This is a genomic window from Acidovorax sp. M2(2025) (assembly GCF_049330835.1).
GTDB lineage: Bacteria > Pseudomonadota > Gammaproteobacteria > Burkholderiales > Burkholderiaceae_C > Acidovorax.
Genome location: NZ_CP186262.1, coordinates 2,745,707 through 2,762,676, shown reverse-complemented (window position 1 = coordinate 2,762,676; position 16,970 = coordinate 2,745,707). Strand labels below are relative to the sequence as shown.

Here is a 16,970-nt window from a genome sequence, read left to right as displayed (position 1 = left end):
ATTGATGCGCAATCCCTGGTTGCAATCGGTCCGCGCGCGTGCCGCGGCCGCACTTCGCTGGCTGGCCGCCGCCCTGGCATGGATCCCGCGCCCCGTGCGGCGCGTGCTGCTGTGGGGCGCCCTGGCGCTGCCGGCCATCGTGCTCGCCTACACCCTGGTGCTGTTGCCGCTCACCCCGTCGGTGGCCGACATCCGCAAGGCCAAGAGCGAGCTGCCGGCGCAGCTGGTGTCGGCCGACGGCAAGCTGCTGGCCGAGTACCGCTGGGCCAACCGTGAGTGGGTGGAGCTGGACAAGATTTCGCCGCATGTCGTGGACGCCCTCATCGCCACGGAAGACCACCGCTTCTACGACCACTTCGGGCTGGACTGGAAGCGCACGGCCTCCTCGGTGGTGCTCACGCTGCGGGGCGACCCGCAGGGCGGCTCCACCATCACGCAGCAGCTCGCGCGCAACCTCTTTCCGGACGAGATCGGCCGCTCGCGCGTGTTCCCGCAGGCGCTCACGCGCAAGCTCAAGGAGGCGATCACCGCGCTGAAGATCGAGGCTTCGTATTCCAAGGACGAGATCCTGGAAACCTATCTCAACACCGTGCCGTTCCTCTACAACGCCTACGGCATCGAGATGGCCGCGCGCACGTACTTCGACAAGTCGGCCGACAAGCTCAACGTGCTGGAAAGCGCCACGCTGATCGGCATGCTCAAGGGCACGGCGTACTACAACCCCGTGCTCAACCCCGAGCGCGCCCGGGACCGCCGCAACACGGTGCTGTCGCAGATGGTCAAGCGCGGCAAGCTCGACGAAAAAGAGTTCGAGACGCTGCAAAAGCGCCCGCTGCGCGTCAATTTCGAGCGGCAGACCGAGGTGATGGGGCCTGCGCCGCACTTCGCCATCCAGCTGCGCAAGCAGCTCATCGACTGGGCCGACAGCCATGGCTACAGCCTGTACGCCGACGGGCTGGTGATCCGCACCACGATCGATTCGCGCCTGCAGGCCATCGCCAACCAGGCCGTGGCCCACCAGGGCAAGCAGCTGCAGGCAGTGGCCGACGCCGCCTGGAGCCGGCGCGACGGCTGGAACGCGGCCAACGAACTGGTGCAGACCCTGGTGCGTGAAAGCGCCGAGTACCGCGCCGCCGTGGACAAGGGCGAGGCGCCCGAGGATGCGCTCAAGGCCCTGCTGGCCGACGATGCCTTTTTGCAGAAGCTGCGCACGGAGAAGACGCGGGTGCAGGCCGGCTTCCTGGCGCAGGATCCGGTCACCGGCCACGTGCTTGCGTGGGTGGGCAGCCGCGACTTTGCCCTGGACCCGTTCGACCACGTGCAGGCCGCACGGCGCCAGCCGGGCTCCACCTTCAAGCCTTTTGTCTATGGCGCCGCGTTTGCCAAGGGCGCCTCGCCCGAAGACACGCTGATGGACACGGCCGTTGAAATCCCCCTGGGCGGCGGCCGCGTGTGGCGCCCCACGGACGGGCGCGCGCCCAGCGAAGAGCCGATGACGCTGGCCGACGGCCTGGCGTTCTCCAAGAACACCATCACCGCCCAGGTCATGCAGCAGGTGGGGCCCGCCCGCGTGGCCGAGGTGGCCCGCGCCCTGGGCGTGCGCCAGTCGCCGCTGGAAGAGGTGCCCTCGCTCGCGCTGGGCACCAGCCCGGTCACCCTCAAGGAGATGGTGACGGCCTACTGCTCCATCGTGAACCTGGGGCGCTACGTGGAGCCGGTGCTGATCACGCGCATCGAAGACCGCGACGGCAAGGTGCTGGAGACCTTTGCCGAATCCACGCCCCAGGAGGTGTTCGACCCGCGGGCCGCGCAGACGCTGCGCAACACCATGCGGGGGTCGGTGGACCGCGGCACGGCCGCCGCCATCCGCACGCGCTACGGCATCCAGGCCGATGTGGCCGGCAAGACCGGCACCACGCAGGACAACACCGATGGCTGGTTCATCCTCATGCACGCCCGCGTGGTGGCGGGGGCCTGGGCCGGCTTCAACGACGGCCGCGTCACCTTGCGCAGCGATGCCTGGGGGCAGGGGGCCCGCAGCGCCCTGCCCATGGTGGGCGAGTTCATGCAGCAGGCCTTGCGCGCCAAGGTGGTCAATGCCGGCGACCGCTTCGTGGACGAGTTTGCCGAGGCGCCGCCCCAGCCGTCGCCACCGCCCGCAGACGCCTCGCTGGGCAGCATGCGCGAATGGATCCGCGGCCTGTTCCGCACGGACCCCGCCCCCCAGCCAGCTCCCCAGCCCGCGCCGCCACCCTGGCCGCTGGGGCCCGCGCCCCAGGCGCCCCCGGGGGGCGGCCCCAGCGGCCTGCCGCCTTCCACCTACGACCCCGGCCGGCCCCCGCCGCCCGCCGAGGAGCGCGTGGGCGGCTGAGGGCGGGGCTGCGCAGCGCGCGGCCTGGCACTTTTTTGCTGGCGTGGCTGGTGCCATGCCGCTAGCATGCGCGCCGGTGTGGGGTTGCGCCGCGCCCGGTGCGTGGTCCGGCCTGCCTGTTCGTGTCTGTGCAAACCTTTTGTGCTTCCCGCCTTTTCATGATCTCTTGCCCCTTCCGTTCGTCGCGGCTGGCCCCGGCTGTGGCCACCGCCGTTCTGCTCTGTGCTCCGCTGGCCAGCCGGGCCACGGATATCCGCATGACCCCGCCGCCCGGCGGTGCCGTGGTCGTGACCGACTCGGCCACCCAGTCGGTGCGCTTTCGGGTAGACGACAGCGGCAGCGTGCGCGCCCCCGGGCTGGTGGCGGCACCGGCCCAGGGCACCTTGCTGTGCTTTGACGGCACCAGCGGCACGCTGGGCAAGTGCTCTGCCGGCGTTGCGACGGGCGCCGTGGGCCCCACCGGCGCCACCGGTCCGGCGGGGCCCGCGGGCCCTGCGGGGTTGCCCGGCGCCCCGGGGCCCATGGGGCCAGCGGGCGCGACAGGCGCCACCGGAGCTCCAGGCGCCACCGGGCCGGCGGGAGCCCAGGGCCCCAGCGGCGCCATGGGGCCTGCGGGCCCTGCAGGCCCCCAGGGCCCGGCCAGCTCGATGGGGGTGTACGGCGATGGCTCGGGCGGCGCGTTCTCGGTGTTGCCGGGTGCCAACCTGGACCTGACGACTGTCAGCGGCTTCAACAGCCTGGCCGGGCGCCATCACCTGCAGTTCACCACCATCCAGGTGGATGGCTCCCTGAAGGTCCCCAGCGGAACGGTGCTGCGCGCCACGGGCGACGTCACGATCTCCGGCACCGTCACCGTGGTGGAGGGGGCCGGTGCCAGCGGGGCGGCGCCGCATCCGGGCATTGCGCTGTCGGCCGCAGGGGCATCGCAGGGCGGCACGGGGCTGCCGCCGTTGACGGCTTCGCTCTTGAAAAAGGCGCCCGCAGCGGCGGGCGGGGCGGGCTACCGGCCCAACGTATCGAACACGGGTGGCGAGGGGGGCGGCTCCCTGGTCATCCTGGCCGGTGGCAAGGTCACGATCTCGGCCCTGGGCGCGATCGATGCCAGCGGCCGCAATGCCTCCAACGCGCCCGCGGCCGGCGTGGATGCGGCCGGGGCGGGCGGCGGGGCCGGCGGCGTGATCATCGTGGCCTCGGCCAACAGCATCGTGGTGAGCGGGGTGCTGCGCGCCAATGGCGGCGCGGGTGCCTCGGGCGTCAACGGCAACACCGGCAACACGCAGGGCGCCGGTGCGGGCGGGGGCGGCGGTGGCGGCATCGTGCACCTGATTGCCCCCACGGCGCCGAGCATCACGGGCACGGTGCAGGCCAATGGCGGCCCTGCCGGCGTCGACGATCTCACCGGCACCCTGGCCGTCGCTGGCGGCGGGGGCGGCGCCAGCGGTGGGCAGGGCGGCAGCGGAGGGCTGATGAGCAGCGGCGTGCCGCAGTCTGCGCAAGCCGGCAGCAGCGGCTACGTGTTCACGACCGTGGTGCCGACGCCGGCGGATCTGTTCCTGCCCTGAGGCATTGAGCAGGTTCTGGTCCGGGCAGGCTACTCGATGTCGATGCAGTGCAGCCCGAAGGCGCCGGCCTTGCGGTCGGCAAAGTAGGCCTCCAGCGTTTCCTTGACGGTGCGGAACGCGATCTCGTCCCAGGGCACCTCCTCCTCGTGGAAGAGCCGCGCCTCGATGGTTTCGTAGCCCGGGTTGAACAGGTCGCTCAGCAGGGTGGCCTGGTAGAACAGGTGCACCTGCCCGACCCGGCGCACGTTCAGCAGGCTGAACAACGGGCCCATGCGGATCTGGGCGCCGGCTTCCTCGTCGGTCTCGCGCGCGGCGCCCTGGGCCGTGGTCTCGTCCAGCTCCATGAAGCCTGCGGGCAGCGTCCACTTGCCCCAGCGCGGCTCGATGTTGCGCTTGCACAGCAGCACGCGGCCGTCGGCCATCACCGGCACCGTCCCCACCACGTTGAGCGGGTTCTCGTAGTGCACGGTGTTGCAGGCGGGGCAGACGGCGCGCTGCTTGGTGTCGCCGTCGTCCGGCAGGCGGTAGACCACGGCGGTGCCGCAGGCGCGGCAGTGTTTGATAGGGCTGCGGAAGGTCATTCAGAGACTTTGGGTCAAACAGGCCTCCAGCGCTTGCGCCATAAGCGCGGGAAGCTATGAAAATTATAGTATCCGGCCCACGGAGGGCCGGTGCGCCGTTACACCACGTTCAGCCGCAGCGTGCCCAGGCCGTCAATGCCGCCTTCCAGCACATCGCCGCGCACCACGGCGCCAACGCCCTCGGGCGTGCCGGTGTAGATGAGGTCGCCCGGCTGCAGCTCCCACGCGGCCGAGAGGTGCTCGATGGTCTCGGCGATGTTCCAGATCAGCTGCGCGACCGTGCTGCGCTGGCGGTCCGCTCCGTTGACCTGGAGCCAGATGGCCGCGCGGGACACATCGCCCGCCTGCGCCGCCGGGGTGATGGGGCCAATGGGCGCGCTGGCGTCGAAGCCCTTGCCGATGCACCAGGGGCGGCCCTGCTTCTTCATGTCGTTTTGCAGGTCGCGGCGGGTCATGTCCAGGCCCACGGCGTAGCCGTAGATGTGCGAGAGCGCGTCGGCGGCCGCGATGTTCCGCCCGCCCTTGCCGATGGCCACCACCAGCTCGATCTCGTGGTGCAGGTTGGCCGTGAGGCTCGGGTACGGCAGGGGCACCGTCTCACCCTGCGGCGCCACGACGATGGCGTCTGCGGGCTTCATGAAGAAGAAGGGCGGCTCGCGGCCTGTAAATCCCATTTCCTTGGCGTGCTCTTCGTAGTTGCGGCCCACGCAGTAGATGCGGTGCACAGGAAAGCGGTCGCCGCTGCCCACGATAGGCACGCTGGCCACCGGGGCGGGAGAAAACACGTAGCTCATGTCCGTCGGTCTTTCGGGTTGGGCCTGCGCCGAGAGAAAACGCGGGCAGGCCTGGAATGAAGGGCTGGATTTCGTCGGGGCGCGGGCGCCCCCGGCGCAGTGTGCCATGGCTGCGGGCCGCGCGCCGGGGAGCGCTACACTCGCGCCCATGGCACAGAGCTTCGACTTCCACAACACGCCGGGCCACCTGGTGCGCCGTGCGCACCAGCGAACCGTTGCGCTTTTCATGGAGGAGACGGCCGGCTTCGACGTGACACCGGTGCAGTTTGCCATCCTGCACGAGCTGCTGGCCCGCCCCGGCGAAGACCAGGTCACCGTGGCCTCGCGCGTGGCCTTCGATGCGGCCACATCGGGGTCGGTGATCGGCCGGCTGGAAAAGCGTGGCTGGGTGCGCCGCGAGCCGGATACGCGGGACCGGCGCCGCAAGCTGCTGTGGATCACGCCCGAGGGCGAAGTGGCCGCGCTGCAGATGCGCGACGCGGCCCAGCGGGTGCAGGAACGGCTGATGGCCCCGCTGAACGCGCAGGAGCGCAGCGATCTCATGCAGCTGCTGCACCGCGTGGTGTACCAGCACCAGGACCCCGCCGGCGCCTCGGGCGCCTGAGCGCCCTCGCCGCCGGCGCAGCGCAGCCGCAGCCGTCCCGCGCCTGACTGCCTGCCGGCTCCCTTCCTTCCTTTTCACCGCAACCATGGGTTTTGCCATGCAGCTCTACAACTATTTCCGTTCTTCTGCCTCCTTTCGCGTGCGCATTGCCTTGCAGATCAAGGGCCTGGACTACGACTACCTGCCCGTGCACCTGGTCAAGGGCGAGCACAAGGCGCCGGCCTATGCCAGCCGCGTGGGCGATGCGCTGGTGCCCACGCTGGTGACCGACGAAGGGGCGGCACTCACCCAGTCCATGGCCATCATCGAATACCTGGACGAGACGCACCCCACGCCCGCGCTGCTGCCGGCCACGCCCCTGGCGCGCGCGCGGGTGCGGGCGCTGGCCCAGATGGTGGCCTGCGAGATCCACCCCATCAACAACCTGCGCGTGCTCAAGTACCTGGTGCACGAGCTGCACGTGGAAGAAGACGCCAAGAACGCCTGGTACCGGCACTGGGTGCGCAGCGGGCTAGAGGCCTTCGAGCGGCAGCTGGCGCTGTTGGCGCAGGAGCGCGCCGCGCAAGGCATGGCGCCGTCCGTGCTGTGCTGGGGCGACACGCCAACGCTGGCCGACTGCTGCCTGGTGCCGCAGATCTTCAACGGCCAGCGCTTCAACGTGAGCCTGGACCAGCTGCCGCTCACCATGGGCGCTTTCGAGGCCTGCATGGCGCTGCCCGCGTTCCAGCGCGCGCAGCCCTCGGCCTGCCCGGACGCCGAGGCCTGATGGACGTGTCCACGCCAGCGCCGGCACCTTTGGCGCCTGCCGACTGGCTCGCGCCGGACTGGCCCGCGCCGCCCGGCGTTCAGGCCCTGTGCACCACCCGGGCGGGCGGCGTCAGCGCCGCGCCCTACGACAGCCTGAACCTGGGCAGCCACGTGGGCGACGACCCCGGGGCCGTGCGCGCCAACCGCGCGCGCCTGCAGGCGACCTTGCAAAAGCTGGCGCCCGGCACGCGGCCCGTGTTCCTGGACCAGGTCCACGGCGATGGCGTGGTGCACCTGGAGGCCACCACCCCCGACGGTGTGAAGGCCGATGCCTGTACCGCCGCCGCGCCCGGCGTGGCCTGCACCATCATGGTGGCCGACTGCCTGCCCGTGCTGTGGGCCCACCGCTCGGGTGCCGTGGTGGCCGCGGCCCACGCCGGCTGGCGCGGGCTGGCGGGCACCGGGGGGCAGGGCGTGCTGGAGTCGGTGTTTCAGCGTTTTCAGGCCCTAACGCAGGCTGGATCTGCGCAAGAAGCTATCAAATTAGGAGCGTTTTCACCCTCCGCCGCGGTGGCTGCAGACACCCTGGTGTGGCTGGGCCCGTGCATCGGTCCCCGGGCCTTCGAGGTCGGTGCCGAGGTGCGGGACGCCTTCTGCCGCGACGACCCGGGCGCGCAGGCGTGCTTCGTGGCCCAGCCGCAGGCGCCGGGCAAATACCTGTGCAACCTGGCGGGCCTGGCGCGGCGGCGCTTGCGGGCCCTGGGCGTCACGCACGTCTACGGCAACGACGGCACCGACGCCTGGTGCACGGTCACCAATGCCTCACGGTTCTTTTCGTACCGCCGGGATGCCGCCACCCTCGGCAGCAGCGGGCGGCTGGCCGCCTGCATCTGGCGCACCTGACGCGCTGGCGGCCGCGGCGCCTTGCGCAGCGGCCGCCAGCTCGGCGTCGTAAGCCGCCTGTTCCGCCGCCTCGCGCGCCTTGATGGCCCGCTTGCGCGACGGCGTTCCCAGGATGTACACCAGGATGCCCATGGGCAGCGCCCCGTAGAGCGCAAAGGTGAAGAACGCGCCCAGCAGCGTGCCCGTGGGACTGGCGGCCTCGGCCACCGCCATCATGAGCGTGACGTAGGTCCAGGCAATGACGATGAGGTACATTGGTTTGTGTTCACTGCACGTGTTGTGATTCCGTTGCCAGGTGCCAGGGCGTCGGCAACAATGAATCCCGAAAGAGGGCGTTCCCGCCGGCCTGGCCGCCGCGGGCCCCCATCACCGAGGAAAGAGCATGCATTCTGAATCACCCTGGGCAGAAGGCGCCCAGCAGTTCCAGCAGATTTTCGGGCAAACCTGGGCCCAAGCGCTGCAGTCGTTCCAGAAGATGGACCTGGGCGGCGCGCTGCCTTCCGCAGCGGCCGTCAAGCTCTCGCCCGACAAGCTGCAGGCCTTGCAGCAGCAGTACCTCCAGGAGGCGCAGGCGCTGTGGTCGCAGGGCCTGCAAGGCACGCCCGAGATCAAGGACAAGCGCTTTGCGGGCGAAGGCTGGGCCAGCAACCCCGTGGCGGCCTTTTCCGCAGCGGCCTATCTGCTCAACGCCCGCACGCTGATGGGCCTGGTCGATGCCGTGGAGGCCGACGAGAAGACCAAGGCGCGCATCCGCTTCGGCGTGGAGCAGTGGATGGCCGCCATGGCCCCCAGCAACTTCCTGGCCTTCAACGCCGAGGCGCAGAAAAAAGCCATCGAGACCAAGGGCGAAAGCATTGCGAAGGGCATGCAGAACCTGCTGCACGACATTTCGCTGGGCCATGTGTCCATGACGGACGAGAGCCTGTTCGAGGTGGGCCGCAACGTGGCCACCACCGAGGGCGCCGTGGTGTACGAGAACGAGCTGTTCCAGCTGCTCGAATACAAGCCCCTCACGGCCAAGGTGTACGAGCGCCCGTTCTTGCTGGTGCCGCCGTGCATCAACAAGTTCTACATCCTGGACCTGCAGCCCGAGAACTCGCTCATCCGCTACGCGGTGGAGCAGGGCCACCGCACCTTCGTGGTGAGCTGGCGCAACCCCCACGAAGACCTGGGCCACAAGACCTGGGACGACTACGTGGAAAACGGCGCCATGGCCGCCATCGACGTGGTGCAGAACATCACCGGCGCTGAGCAGATCAACGCCCTGGGCTTCTGCGTGGGCGGCACCATCCTGAGCAACGCCCTGGCCGTGCTGGCCGCGCGCGGCGACGAGCCGGTGGCCAGCGCCACCTTCCTGACCACGCTGATCGACTTTGCGGACACGGGCATCCTGGACGTGTTCATCGACGAGGCCTTCGTCAAGTTCCGCGAGATGCAGATGGGGCACGGCGGGCTGATGAAGGGCCAGGACCTGGCGTCCACCTTCAGCTTCCTGCGGCCCAACGACTTGGTGTGGAACTACGTGGTGGGCAACTACCTCAAGGGCGAAACCCCGCCGCCGTTCGACCTGCTGTACTGGAACAGCGACAGCACCAACCTGCCCGGCCCGTTCTACGCCTGGTACCTGCGCAACTTCTACCTGGAGAACAACCTCGTCAAGCCCGGCAAGCTCACCGTGTGCGGCGAAAAGATGGATCTGGGCCAGCTCACGATGCCGGTGTACATCTACGGCTCCCGCGAGGACCACATCGTGCCGGCCACGGCCGCGTATGCGTCCACCCAGGTGCTGCCCGGCAAGAAACGCTTCGTGATGGGGGCCTCGGGCCACATCGCCGGCGTGATCAACCCGCCCGCCAAGGGCAAGCGCAGCCACTGGATGCGCGCCGATGGCAAGTTCCCCGCCACGCTGGACCAGTGGCTCGAAGGCGCCACCGAGCACCCCGGCAGCTGGTGGACCGACTGGTCGCAGTGGCTCAAGGGCCATGCCGGCAAGCAGATCGCTGCCCCCAAGGGCTACGGCAAGGGCACCAAGTTCAAGGCCATCGAGCCCGCGCCGGGCCGCTACGTCAAAGAGAAGGCCTGAGGCGCCCTGGCCGGGTACGCAGAAACCCTGGTATGGAACAGTGCGGATCTGCCGCGCTGCGAGAATCCCAACCAGCAACCCATCAACCACAAGGACATTCCATGGAAGACATCGTCATCGTTTCGGCCGCCCGCACTGCCGTGGGCAAGTTTGGTGGCGCCCTGGCCAAGACGCCCGCGACCGAGCTGGGCTCCGTCGTCATCCGCGAGGCCATTGCCCGCGCGGGCCTCTCCGCCGACCAGATCGGCGAGGTCATCATGGGCCAGGTGCTCGCCGCCGGCGTGGGCCAGAACCCCGCACGCCAAGCCGCGATGAAGGCCGGCGTGGCCAAGGAAACCCCGGCGCTGACCATCAATGCCGTCTGCGGCTCGGGCCTGAAGGCCGTGATGCTGGCGGCCCAGGCCGTGGCCTGGGGCGACAGCGAGATCGTGGTCGCTGGCGGCCAGGAGAACATGAGCCTGGCACCGCACGTGCTCAACGGCTCGCGCGAAGGCCAGCGCATGGGCGACTGGAAGCTGGTCGACACCATGATCGTGGACGGCCTGTGGGACGTGTACAACCAGTACCACATGGGCATCACCGCCGAGAACGTGGCCAAGCAATACGGCATCACCCGCGACATGCAGGATGCCCTGGCACTGGCCAGCCAGCAGAAGGCGGCCGCCGCCCAGGACGCGGGCAAGTTCGCGGATGAAATCGTGGGCGTGAGCATTCCCCAAAAGAAGGGCGACCCCGTCGTCTTCAATGCCGACGAATACCTCAACCGCAAGACCAATGCCGAAGCCCTGGCGGGCCTGCGCCCGGCCTTCGACAAGGCCGGCAGCGTGACGGCCGGCAACGCCTCGGGCATCAACGACGGCGCCGCTGCCGTGGTGGTGATGACGGCCAAGAAGGCCGCGGCGCTGGGCCTCAAGCCGCTGGCGCGCATCGCCTCGTTCGGCACCTCCGGGCTGGACCCGGCCATCATGGGCATGGGCCCGGTGTCCGCATCGCGCAAGGCACTGCAGCGCGCGGGCTGGAGCGCGGCCGACGTGGATCTGTTCGAGTTGAACGAAGCTTTTGCCGCCCAGGCCTGCGCCGTGAACAAGGAGCTCGCCATCGACCCGGCCAAGGTCAACGTCAACGGCGGTGCTATCGCCATCGGGCACCCCATCGGCGCCTCGGGCTGCCGCATCCTGGTGACGCTGCTGCACGAAATGCAGCGCCGTGATGCCAAGAAGGGCCTGGCCGCCCTGTGCATCGGGGGCGGCATGGGGGTGGCGCTGGCGCTGGAACGCTGACGCGCTGACACGCGCCTGCCCCCGCAGGCCAGCTGAAGAAGCCGCGCACCGACGCGGCTTTTTTTGCGTCTTTTTGTTGCTGCTTGTCGGCACCGTTGTCTCACGCCGGGGTGGCGGCGCAAGCCCGCGTGCAGAAGCTGCGCACGGGGCCCGGCGCAGCGCCATGATGCGTGTCAAACGTGTGAAGCATGCGGATATGTCAAAAATGAAAGGGGTTCAGTGTTTTCCTCCACGGCAGTGGCCTGTTTCTTGGGTAGAGTGGCTGCTGAGACGTTAACCAACAAGGAGAAATCACATGAGCCAGAAAGTCGCATATGTCACGGGCGGCATGGGGGGCATCGGTACAGCCATTTGCCAGCGCCTGCACAAGGAAGGCTTCAAGGTCATCGCCGGCTGCGGCCCCACCCGCGACCACGCCAAGTGGCTGGCCGAGCAGAAGGCGCACGGTTTCACCTTCTATGCATCGGTGGGCAATGTGGGCGACTGGGACTCGACGGTGGAAGCGTTCACCAAGGCCAAGAACGACCATGGCCCGATCGATGTGCTGGTGAACAACGCCGGCATCACGCGTGACCGCATGTTCCTCAAGATGTCGCGCGAGGACTGGGATGCCGTCATCGAGACCAATCTCAACAGCATGTTCAACGTCACCAAGCAGGTGGTGGCGGACATGGTGGAAAAGGGCTGGGGCCGCATCATCAACATCAGTTCGGTCAATGGCGAAAAGGGCCAGGCCGGCCAGACGAACTATTCGGCTGCAAAAGCCGGCATGCATGGTTTTTCGATGGCCCTGGCGCAGGAACTGGCCACGAAGGGCGTCACCGTCAACACGGTGAGCCCTGGCTACATCGGAACGGACATGGTCAAGGCCATCCGCCCCGACGTACTGGAAAAAATTGTCTCGACCGTGCCGGTGAAGCGCCTGGGCGAGCCCAGCGAGATTGCCTCCATCATCGCCTGGCTGGCCTCCGAAGAAGGCGGCTATGCCACGGGCGCCGACTTCTCGGTGAACGGCGGCCTGCACATGGGCTGAGGGGGCTTGGGATTCTCTTGAGGAATCCTTCGCACCGTGTGCATCTGCGGTCCCGTGGGGTCTGCTGCGCCCACTTTCCCTCGATTCGTGCAGAGCGTCCCTTGCGGTGCCGCAACGCGGTACCCCGCCGCACCAAGCAAAAGACCCCGCAATGCGGGGTCTTTTTTTGTCAGGGAACTGCCGGAGCGAAACCGGGTCTTCATCCTTGGATTTTCATCCAGCGCCGCATCAGGTCAGTCGTGAAGCCATTGTTTGGCATGATTCCTGCTTTTGCTAGGTGGCGGCACAGCCCAGGCGCAGGAACTTGCAAGTTGCGCTTCTCAGAAGCGGGCGGGAGCGCGCTTGCGATCGCGTTCGTCTTCGGGCCAAGCAGACATGATTGCGGTGGTGTTCATGGTGGAAAAACTCCTGTGATGTACCCACAACGCAGGCCATTGCGCGGCCGTTGACAGTGTTTCGCAAAAAAAAGCAACGGCACGTGCCCGAATGTGACGCCTCGGATTTGCTATCTTTTATGTAGCGCTCTGCGCAGATTGTGCAAGCGCTGGGTGTCAAAAAGACGGGCGGAAAAACACAAGAAATTACACTTCAGCCGGCGGCCTGGGCCGAAATTTCTTCCAGCGACCCTGAAATTTCCAGCCAGCGTTCTTCCAGCTGCGCGGTTTCGTCCTGGCCGGCCTTGAGGCGGCGGCCGCACTCCGCAATCTCGGCGGGGGGCAGTGTTTCGGCGAGCCGATGCTCCAGTTCGGTGCGCTCCGCCGCCAGGGCCGCGAGGCGCTTGTCGATCTGTTCCAGTTCTTTTTTGAGCGGGCGCGTCTTCTCGGCCAGTTGTTGGCGGGCCTGGGCGTCCAGCTTGCGCTGCTCGCGCTGGTCGCGGACCGGGGCGGCCGGGGCCGGGGCTGCGGTGGCGGGCGCGGCAGGGGGCGGCGCTGGCGCCGGCGGGGCGGATGCCGCCGCGGCCTGCTGCTCGGCCAGGCGGGCCTCTTCGCGCAGGCGCCGCGATTCCTCCAGCAGGTAGCGTTGGTAGTCGTCCAGGTCGCCGTCGAACGGCCCCACCACGCCGCGGCCCACCATCCAGAAGTCCTCGCACACCGAGCGCAGCAGCGCCCGGTCGTGGCTGACCAGCATCACCGTGCCGTCGAAGTCGTTGAGCGCCATGGCCAGGGCTTCGCGCGTGGCCAGGTCCAGGTGGTTGGTGGGCTCGTCCAGCAGCAGCAGGTTGGGGCGCTGCCAGACGATCATGGCCAGCACCAGGCGGGCCTTTTCGCCGCCGCTCATGGTGCCCACGGCCTGCTTGACCATGTCGCCCGTGAAATTGAAGCTGCCCAGGTAGCTGCGCAGGTCCTGTTCGCGGCTGGGTTGCTTGGCGTCGGGGCCCAGCTCCTTGGCCAGGCGGACCATGTGCTCCAGCGGGTTTTCCGCCGGGCGCAGCACGTCCAGTTCCTGCTGGGCAAAGTAGCCGATGTTCAGCCCCTTGCCTTCGGTGATGCTGCCGGCCAGCGGCTTCATGGTGCGGGCAATGGTCTTGACCAGCGTGGACTTGCCCTGGCCGTTGGCGCCCAGGATGCCGATGCGCTGGCCGGCCAGCACGGAGCGGTTGACGCCGGTGAGGATGGTGGTCGGCGTGCCTTCCTCGTCCACGTAGCCGAACGATGCGTCGCTGATGGCCAGCATCGGGTTGGGCAGGTTGGCGGGCTCCTTGAACTCGAAGGTGAAGTCGGCCTCGGCCAGGACGGGCGCGATTTTCTCCATGCGGTCCAGCTGCTTGACGCGGCTCTGGGCCTGCTTGGCCTTGCTGGCCTTGGCCTTGAAGCGGTCGATGAAGCGCTGCAGGTGCGCCATCTTTTCCTGCTGCTTGGCGTAGCTGGCCTGCTGCAGTTCCAGCTGCTGCGCGCGCAGTTCCTCGAACTTGCTGTAGTTGCCGCCGTAGCGGGTCAGCTGGCCGCTCTGGATCTGCAAGGTAACGTTGGTGACCGCGTCCAGGAATTCCCGGTCGTGGCTGATGACGATCATCGTGCCCGTGTAGCGCTTGAGCCAGGACTCCAGCCAGACCAGGGCGTCCAGGTCCAAGTGGTTGGTCGGCTCGTCGAGCAGCAGCAGATCGCTGGGGCACATGAGGGCGCGGGCCAGCTGCAGCCGCATGCGCCAGCCGCCGGAGAAGCTGTTGACGGGGTGGTTCAGCTCGCTGGCGCGAAAGCCCAGGCCCAGGATCAGCGCCTGCGCGCGGGCGACGGCGTCGTGCGCGCCGGCATCGTGCAGGTCGGAGTAGGCATGGGCGATGGCCATGCCGTCGTCGCTGGCCTCGGCCTCAGCCAGTTGGCGCTGCACTTCCGTCAGGCGCGTGTCGCCCTCCAGCACGAACGCGGTGGCCGGCTGGTCGGTCTCGGGCATGTTCTGCGCGACTTCGGCCATCCGCCAGCTGGACGGGATGTGGAAGTCGCCGCCGTCTTCGTGCAGCTTGCCGCTGAGCAGGGCGAACAGGCTGGATTTGCCGGCGCCATTGCGCCCGACCAGGCCCACGCTTTCGCCGGGATTGATGGTGGCGGACACGCTGTCGAGCACGACTTTCGTGCCCCGCCGCAGGGTAACGTTCTTGAGGGTGATCATGGGAGACCAGAAAAAGCACACCCGCGCAAGGCGGGTGGCATGCATGCGAAACAATGCGCGGGCCGTAACGGCCGCAATCGGGCCGCCCGGGGCGGCCTGCAAGGGCTCTATTGTGCCGTGAGCCGGGCGTAGGCCGCCAGCGCCTCGCGGGTGACCAGCAATACCTGGTCTTCGCCCGCGCTGGTGTCGAGCCAGAAAACCGGCAGCTCGGCGAAGGCCGCTTCGAAATGGGCGCGTTCGTTGCCGATCTCCAGCACCATCACGGCGCCCTCGCTCATGCAGGCGGGGGCCTGCGCGAACAGCCGGCGCACGAAGTCCATGCCGTCGGTACCGCCAGCCAGTGCGAGCTCCGGCTCGGCACGGTACTCGGCCGGCAGGGCGGCCATGCTGGTGGCATTCACATAGGGCGGGTTGCACAGGATCAGGTCCCAGGGGCCGGGCAGGGCGCCGAGGCCGTCGGACAGCTGCAGCCGTATGCGGTCCTGCAGGCCGTGCCGGGCCACGTTGATCTGCGCGACGGCCAGGGCGTCGGGCGAGATGTCCGCGCCGGTCACTTGAACCTCGGGCCACGCCATGGCGGCCAGCACGGCCAGGCTGCCGTTGCCGGTGCACAGGTCCAGCACCTGCTGGGTGCGGTCGCTCAGGAATTCATCCACGCCGCCGTCCACCAGCAGCTCGGCAATGAAGCTGCGGGGCACGATGGCGCGCTCGTCCACGTAGAACGGCACCCCCTGCAGCCAGGCCTCGCGCGTGAGGTAGGCCGCGGGCTTGCGGCTGGTGATGCGCTCTGCAAACAAGGCGGCCACCAGCGCCTGGTCAGCGGGGGCGACGGGCTGGTCTTTCAGGGAACCGGGCGCGTCCGAGAGGTCGCTGTCCAGCGGCAGGCCCAGGCGCCACAGCACCAGCCAGGCGGCCTCGTCGTGGGCATTGGTGGTGCCGTGGCCAAACGAGACGCCGGCATCTGCCAGGCACTGGGCACCCGAGGCGACGAGCGCGCCCACCGTGGTGCCCACGGGCAGGGCGGCGGGCTGCGGTGCGGGGGCGCTCATGCGCGCTCCGATCCGCCGGCCTGGCCTTCGGCCTGCGCCTGCAGGTTCTCCAGCGTGCGCCGGTAGATGTTCTTGAGCGGCTCGATATCGGCCACCACCACGTGCTCGTCGATCTTGTGGATGCTGGCGTTGGGCGGCCCCAGCTCGATGACCTGCGTGCAGATCCGGGCGATGAAGCGGCCGTCGCTGGTGCCCCCGGTGGTGGACAGCTCGGTGGCCAGCCCGGTTTCGGCGGCAATCGCCTGCTGCACGGCATGGACCAGCTCGCCCGGGGTGGTGAGGAAAGGCTCGCCCCCCAGCGTCCAGCGCAGGTCGTATTCCAGGCCGTGGCGGTCCAGCACCGCGTGCACGCGCTGCTTGAGGTCTTCGGCCGTGGATTCGGTGGAGAAGCGGAAGTTGAAGTCCACCACCACGTCCCCGGGGATCACATTGGTGGCGCCGGTGCCGCCGTGGATGTTGCTGATCTGCCAGCTGGTGGGCGGGAAGAAGGCGTTGCCTGCGTCCCAGGCGGTGGCGGCCAGTTCCGCCAGGGCGGGCACGGCCTGGTGGATGGGGTTGCGCGCCAGTTGCGGGTAGGCAATGTGGCCCTGGATGCCCCGCACCGTGAGCTTGCCGCTGAGGGTGCCGCGGCGACCGTTCTTGATCATGTCGCCGGTTTTCTCGACCGAGGTCGGCTCGCCCACGATGCAGTAGTCCAGCCGTTCGGCGCGCGCCTGCAACTGCTCCACGACCACCTTGGTGCCGTCCACCGACGGGCCTTCCTCGTCGCTGGTCAGCAGGAAGGCAAGGTTCAGCAGCGGCGCGGGCGTGGCCGCCAGAAACTCCTCCACGGCGACCACGAAGGCGGCGATGGAGGTCTTCATGTCGCTGGCGCCGCGGCCATACAGGCGGCCGTCCCGGTGGGTGGGCACGAACGGGTCGCTGCTCCATTGGGCCAGCGGGCCGGTGGGCACCACATCGGTATGGCCGGCAAAGACTACGGTTTTGATAGCTGCTTGCGCTTGCCCAGCAAGCGCTGCAGGCATTTTTGCCCACAAATTGCTGACGCGGAAGTCCGCCGGGCCGCTGTCCAGGCGCTCGCAGGTGAACCCCAGCGGCGCGAGCCGTGCCGCCAGCAGCTCAAGGCAGCCCGCATCGTCGGGGGTGGTGGAGGGCAGGGAGATCAGCTGTTCAGCCAGGTGCAAGGTGCGGGACATGGGGTGGGCAGGGCGTACAAAAAAGGTTGCGGAACTCCCGCAGCACGCGGGGCTGCGCGGCAGCATGCGCACGGCCCGGCAGACGAGGCAGATACGGCCATGCCGGGGCCGCACACAGCAGGGGCGCGGCTCCCCCGAAGGGGCGCGGTGTCGACGCGGC

The 16,970-nt window shown here is 68.7% G+C and carries 14 protein-coding genes; 8 read left to right on the top strand and 6 right to left on the bottom strand.

Annotation, left to right across the window (positions count from 1 at the left end; genetic code table 11):
• Nucleotides 1-4: 4 nt before the first annotated feature.
• Both ACOYR3_RS12840 and ACOYR3_RS12835 read left to right on the top strand, forming a co-directional pair.
• Nucleotides 5-2,371 carry a penicillin-binding protein 1A gene (locus ACOYR3_RS12840; RefSeq protein ID WP_422842764.1) on the top strand — a complete coding sequence of 789 codons (2,367 nt, stop codon included), beginning with the start codon at nucleotides 5-7 and terminating at the stop codon, nucleotides 2,369-2,371.
• A 257-nt stretch (nucleotides 2,372-2,628) separates the two neighbouring features.
• Nucleotides 2,629-3,933: a hypothetical protein gene (locus tag ACOYR3_RS12835; RefSeq protein WP_422842763.1), complete on the top strand. Its 1,305-nt coding sequence runs from the start codon at nucleotides 2,629-2,631 to the stop codon at nucleotides 3,931-3,933.
• Nucleotides 3,934-3,962: 29 nt separating this feature from the next.
• Here the strand turns inward: ACOYR3_RS12835 and ACOYR3_RS12830 are convergent, their stop codons facing one another.
• Entirely contained in the window at nucleotides 3,963-4,514 is a 552-nt protein-coding gene (locus ACOYR3_RS12830; RefSeq protein ID WP_422842762.1) for an NUDIX hydrolase, read from the bottom strand.
• A 98-nt stretch (nucleotides 4,515-4,612) separates the two neighbouring features.
• Nucleotides 4,613-5,308, bottom strand: coding sequence for a fumarylacetoacetate hydrolase family protein (locus tag ACOYR3_RS12825; RefSeq protein WP_422842761.1), 696 nt, complete (start codon nucleotides 5,306-5,308; stop codon nucleotides 4,613-4,615).
• A gap of 148 nt (nucleotides 5,309-5,456) precedes the next feature.
• Between ACOYR3_RS12825 and ACOYR3_RS12820 the strand changes: the two genes are divergently transcribed.
• From ACOYR3_RS12820 to ACOYR3_RS12810, 3 genes are all read left to right on the top strand, one after another.
• Complete coding sequence (locus tag ACOYR3_RS12820; RefSeq protein ID WP_291490006.1) at nucleotides 5,457-5,912, top strand: MarR family winged helix-turn-helix transcriptional regulator; 456 nt, start codon at nucleotides 5,457-5,459, stop codon at nucleotides 5,910-5,912.
• 97 nt (nucleotides 5,913-6,009) lie between these two features.
• Nucleotides 6,010-6,678, top strand: coding sequence for a maleylacetoacetate isomerase (gene maiA / locus ACOYR3_RS12815; protein ID WP_422846583.1), 669 nt, complete (start codon nucleotides 6,010-6,012; stop codon nucleotides 6,676-6,678).
• A complete protein-coding gene (locus ACOYR3_RS12810) occupies nucleotides 6,678-7,562 on the top strand; it encodes a polyphenol oxidase family protein (RefSeq protein ID WP_422842760.1) in 885 nt (294 codons plus the stop codon). The genes maiA and ACOYR3_RS12810 overlap by 1 nt, the downstream gene beginning before the upstream one ends.
• Here ACOYR3_RS12810 and ACOYR3_RS12805 read toward each other — a convergent pair.
• A complete protein-coding gene (locus tag ACOYR3_RS12805) occupies nucleotides 7,482-7,817 on the bottom strand; it encodes a hypothetical protein (RefSeq protein ID WP_422842759.1) in 336 nt (111 codons plus the stop codon). The two genes, ACOYR3_RS12810 and ACOYR3_RS12805, sit on opposite strands and share 81 nt — an antisense overlap.
• A gap of 127 nt (nucleotides 7,818-7,944) precedes the next feature.
• Between ACOYR3_RS12805 and ACOYR3_RS12800 the strand changes: the two genes are divergently transcribed.
• The 3 genes from ACOYR3_RS12800 to phbB all read left to right on the top strand — a co-directional run bounded on the left by ACOYR3_RS12800 (nucleotide 7,945) and on the right by phbB (nucleotide 11,958).
• Nucleotides 7,945-9,645: a PHA/PHB synthase family protein gene (locus ACOYR3_RS12800; RefSeq protein WP_422842758.1), complete on the top strand. Its 1,701-nt coding sequence runs from the start codon at nucleotides 7,945-7,947 to the stop codon at nucleotides 9,643-9,645.
• A 101-nt stretch (nucleotides 9,646-9,746) separates the two neighbouring features.
• Nucleotides 9,747-10,925 (top strand): acetyl-CoA C-acetyltransferase, encoded by a 1,179-nt coding sequence (locus ACOYR3_RS12795; protein WP_422842757.1) that lies wholly within the window; start codon nucleotides 9,747-9,749, stop codon nucleotides 10,923-10,925.
• Nucleotides 10,926-11,220: 295 nt separating this feature from the next.
• The gene (phbB, locus tag ACOYR3_RS12790) at nucleotides 11,221-11,958 is read left to right on the top strand and encodes an acetoacetyl-CoA reductase (protein WP_422842756.1); all 738 of its coding nucleotides are present in this window, start codon (nucleotides 11,221-11,223) and stop codon (nucleotides 11,956-11,958) included.
• Between the two features lie 588 nt (nucleotides 11,959-12,546).
• Here the strand turns inward: phbB and ACOYR3_RS12785 are convergent.
• The 3 genes from ACOYR3_RS12785 to dapE all read right to left on the bottom strand — a co-directional run bounded on the left by ACOYR3_RS12785 (nucleotide 12,547) and on the right by dapE (nucleotide 16,810).
• Nucleotides 12,547-14,565, bottom strand: coding sequence for an ABC-F family ATP-binding cassette domain-containing protein (locus ACOYR3_RS12785; protein ID WP_422842755.1), 2,019 nt, complete (start codon nucleotides 14,563-14,565; stop codon nucleotides 12,547-12,549).
• 107 nt (nucleotides 14,566-14,672) lie between these two features.
• Entirely contained in the window at nucleotides 14,673-15,614 is a 942-nt protein-coding gene (gene prmB, locus ACOYR3_RS12780) for a 50S ribosomal protein L3 N(5)-glutamine methyltransferase (RefSeq protein WP_422842754.1), read from the bottom strand.
• Nucleotides 15,611-16,810 carry a succinyl-diaminopimelate desuccinylase gene (gene dapE, locus ACOYR3_RS12775; protein WP_422842753.1) on the bottom strand — a complete coding sequence of 400 codons (1,200 nt, stop codon included), beginning with the start codon at nucleotides 16,808-16,810 and terminating at the stop codon, nucleotides 15,611-15,613. The genes prmB and dapE overlap by 4 nt, the downstream gene beginning before the upstream one ends.
• Between the last annotated feature and the right edge of the window lie 160 nt (nucleotides 16,811-16,970).

Coding starts and splice junctions, on each gene's coding strand:
- ACOYR3_RS12835 (WP_422842763.1), top strand. CDS start 2,629: ATGACCCCGCCGCCCGGCGGTGCCGTGGTCGTGACCGACTCGGCCACC.
- ACOYR3_RS12785 (WP_422842755.1), bottom strand. CDS start 14,565: ATGATCACCCTCAAGAACGTTACCCTGCGGCGGGGCACGAAAGTCGTG.
- dapE (WP_422842753.1), bottom strand. CDS start 16,810: ATGTCCCGCACCTTGCACCTGGCTGAACAGCTGATCTCCCTGCCCTCC.
- ACOYR3_RS12840 (WP_422842764.1), top strand. CDS start 5: ATGCGCAATCCCTGGTTGCAATCGGTCCGCGCGCGTGCCGCGGCCGCA.
- phbB (WP_422842756.1), top strand. CDS start 11,221: ATGAGCCAGAAAGTCGCATATGTCACGGGCGGCATGGGGGGCATCGGT.
- ACOYR3_RS12820 (WP_291490006.1), top strand. CDS start 5,457: ATGGCACAGAGCTTCGACTTCCACAACACGCCGGGCCACCTGGTGCGC.
- ACOYR3_RS12800 (WP_422842758.1), top strand. CDS start 7,945: ATGCATTCTGAATCACCCTGGGCAGAAGGCGCCCAGCAGTTCCAGCAG.
- ACOYR3_RS12795 (WP_422842757.1), top strand. CDS start 9,747: ATGGAAGACATCGTCATCGTTTCGGCCGCCCGCACTGCCGTGGGCAAG.
- ACOYR3_RS12825 (WP_422842761.1), bottom strand. CDS start 5,308: ATGAGCTACGTGTTTTCTCCCGCCCCGGTGGCCAGCGTGCCTATCGTG.
- maiA (WP_422846583.1), top strand. CDS start 6,010: ATGCAGCTCTACAACTATTTCCGTTCTTCTGCCTCCTTTCGCGTGCGC.
- ACOYR3_RS12830 (WP_422842762.1), bottom strand. CDS start 4,514: ATGACCTTCCGCAGCCCTATCAAACACTGCCGCGCCTGCGGCACCGCC.
- ACOYR3_RS12805 (WP_422842759.1), bottom strand. CDS start 7,817: ATGTACCTCATCGTCATTGCCTGGACCTACGTCACGCTCATGATGGCG.
- ACOYR3_RS12810 (WP_422842760.1), top strand. CDS start 6,678: ATGGACGTGTCCACGCCAGCGCCGGCACCTTTGGCGCCTGCCGACTGG.
- prmB (WP_422842754.1), bottom strand. CDS start 15,614: ATGAGCGCCCCCGCACCGCAGCCCGCCGCCCTGCCCGTGGGCACCACG.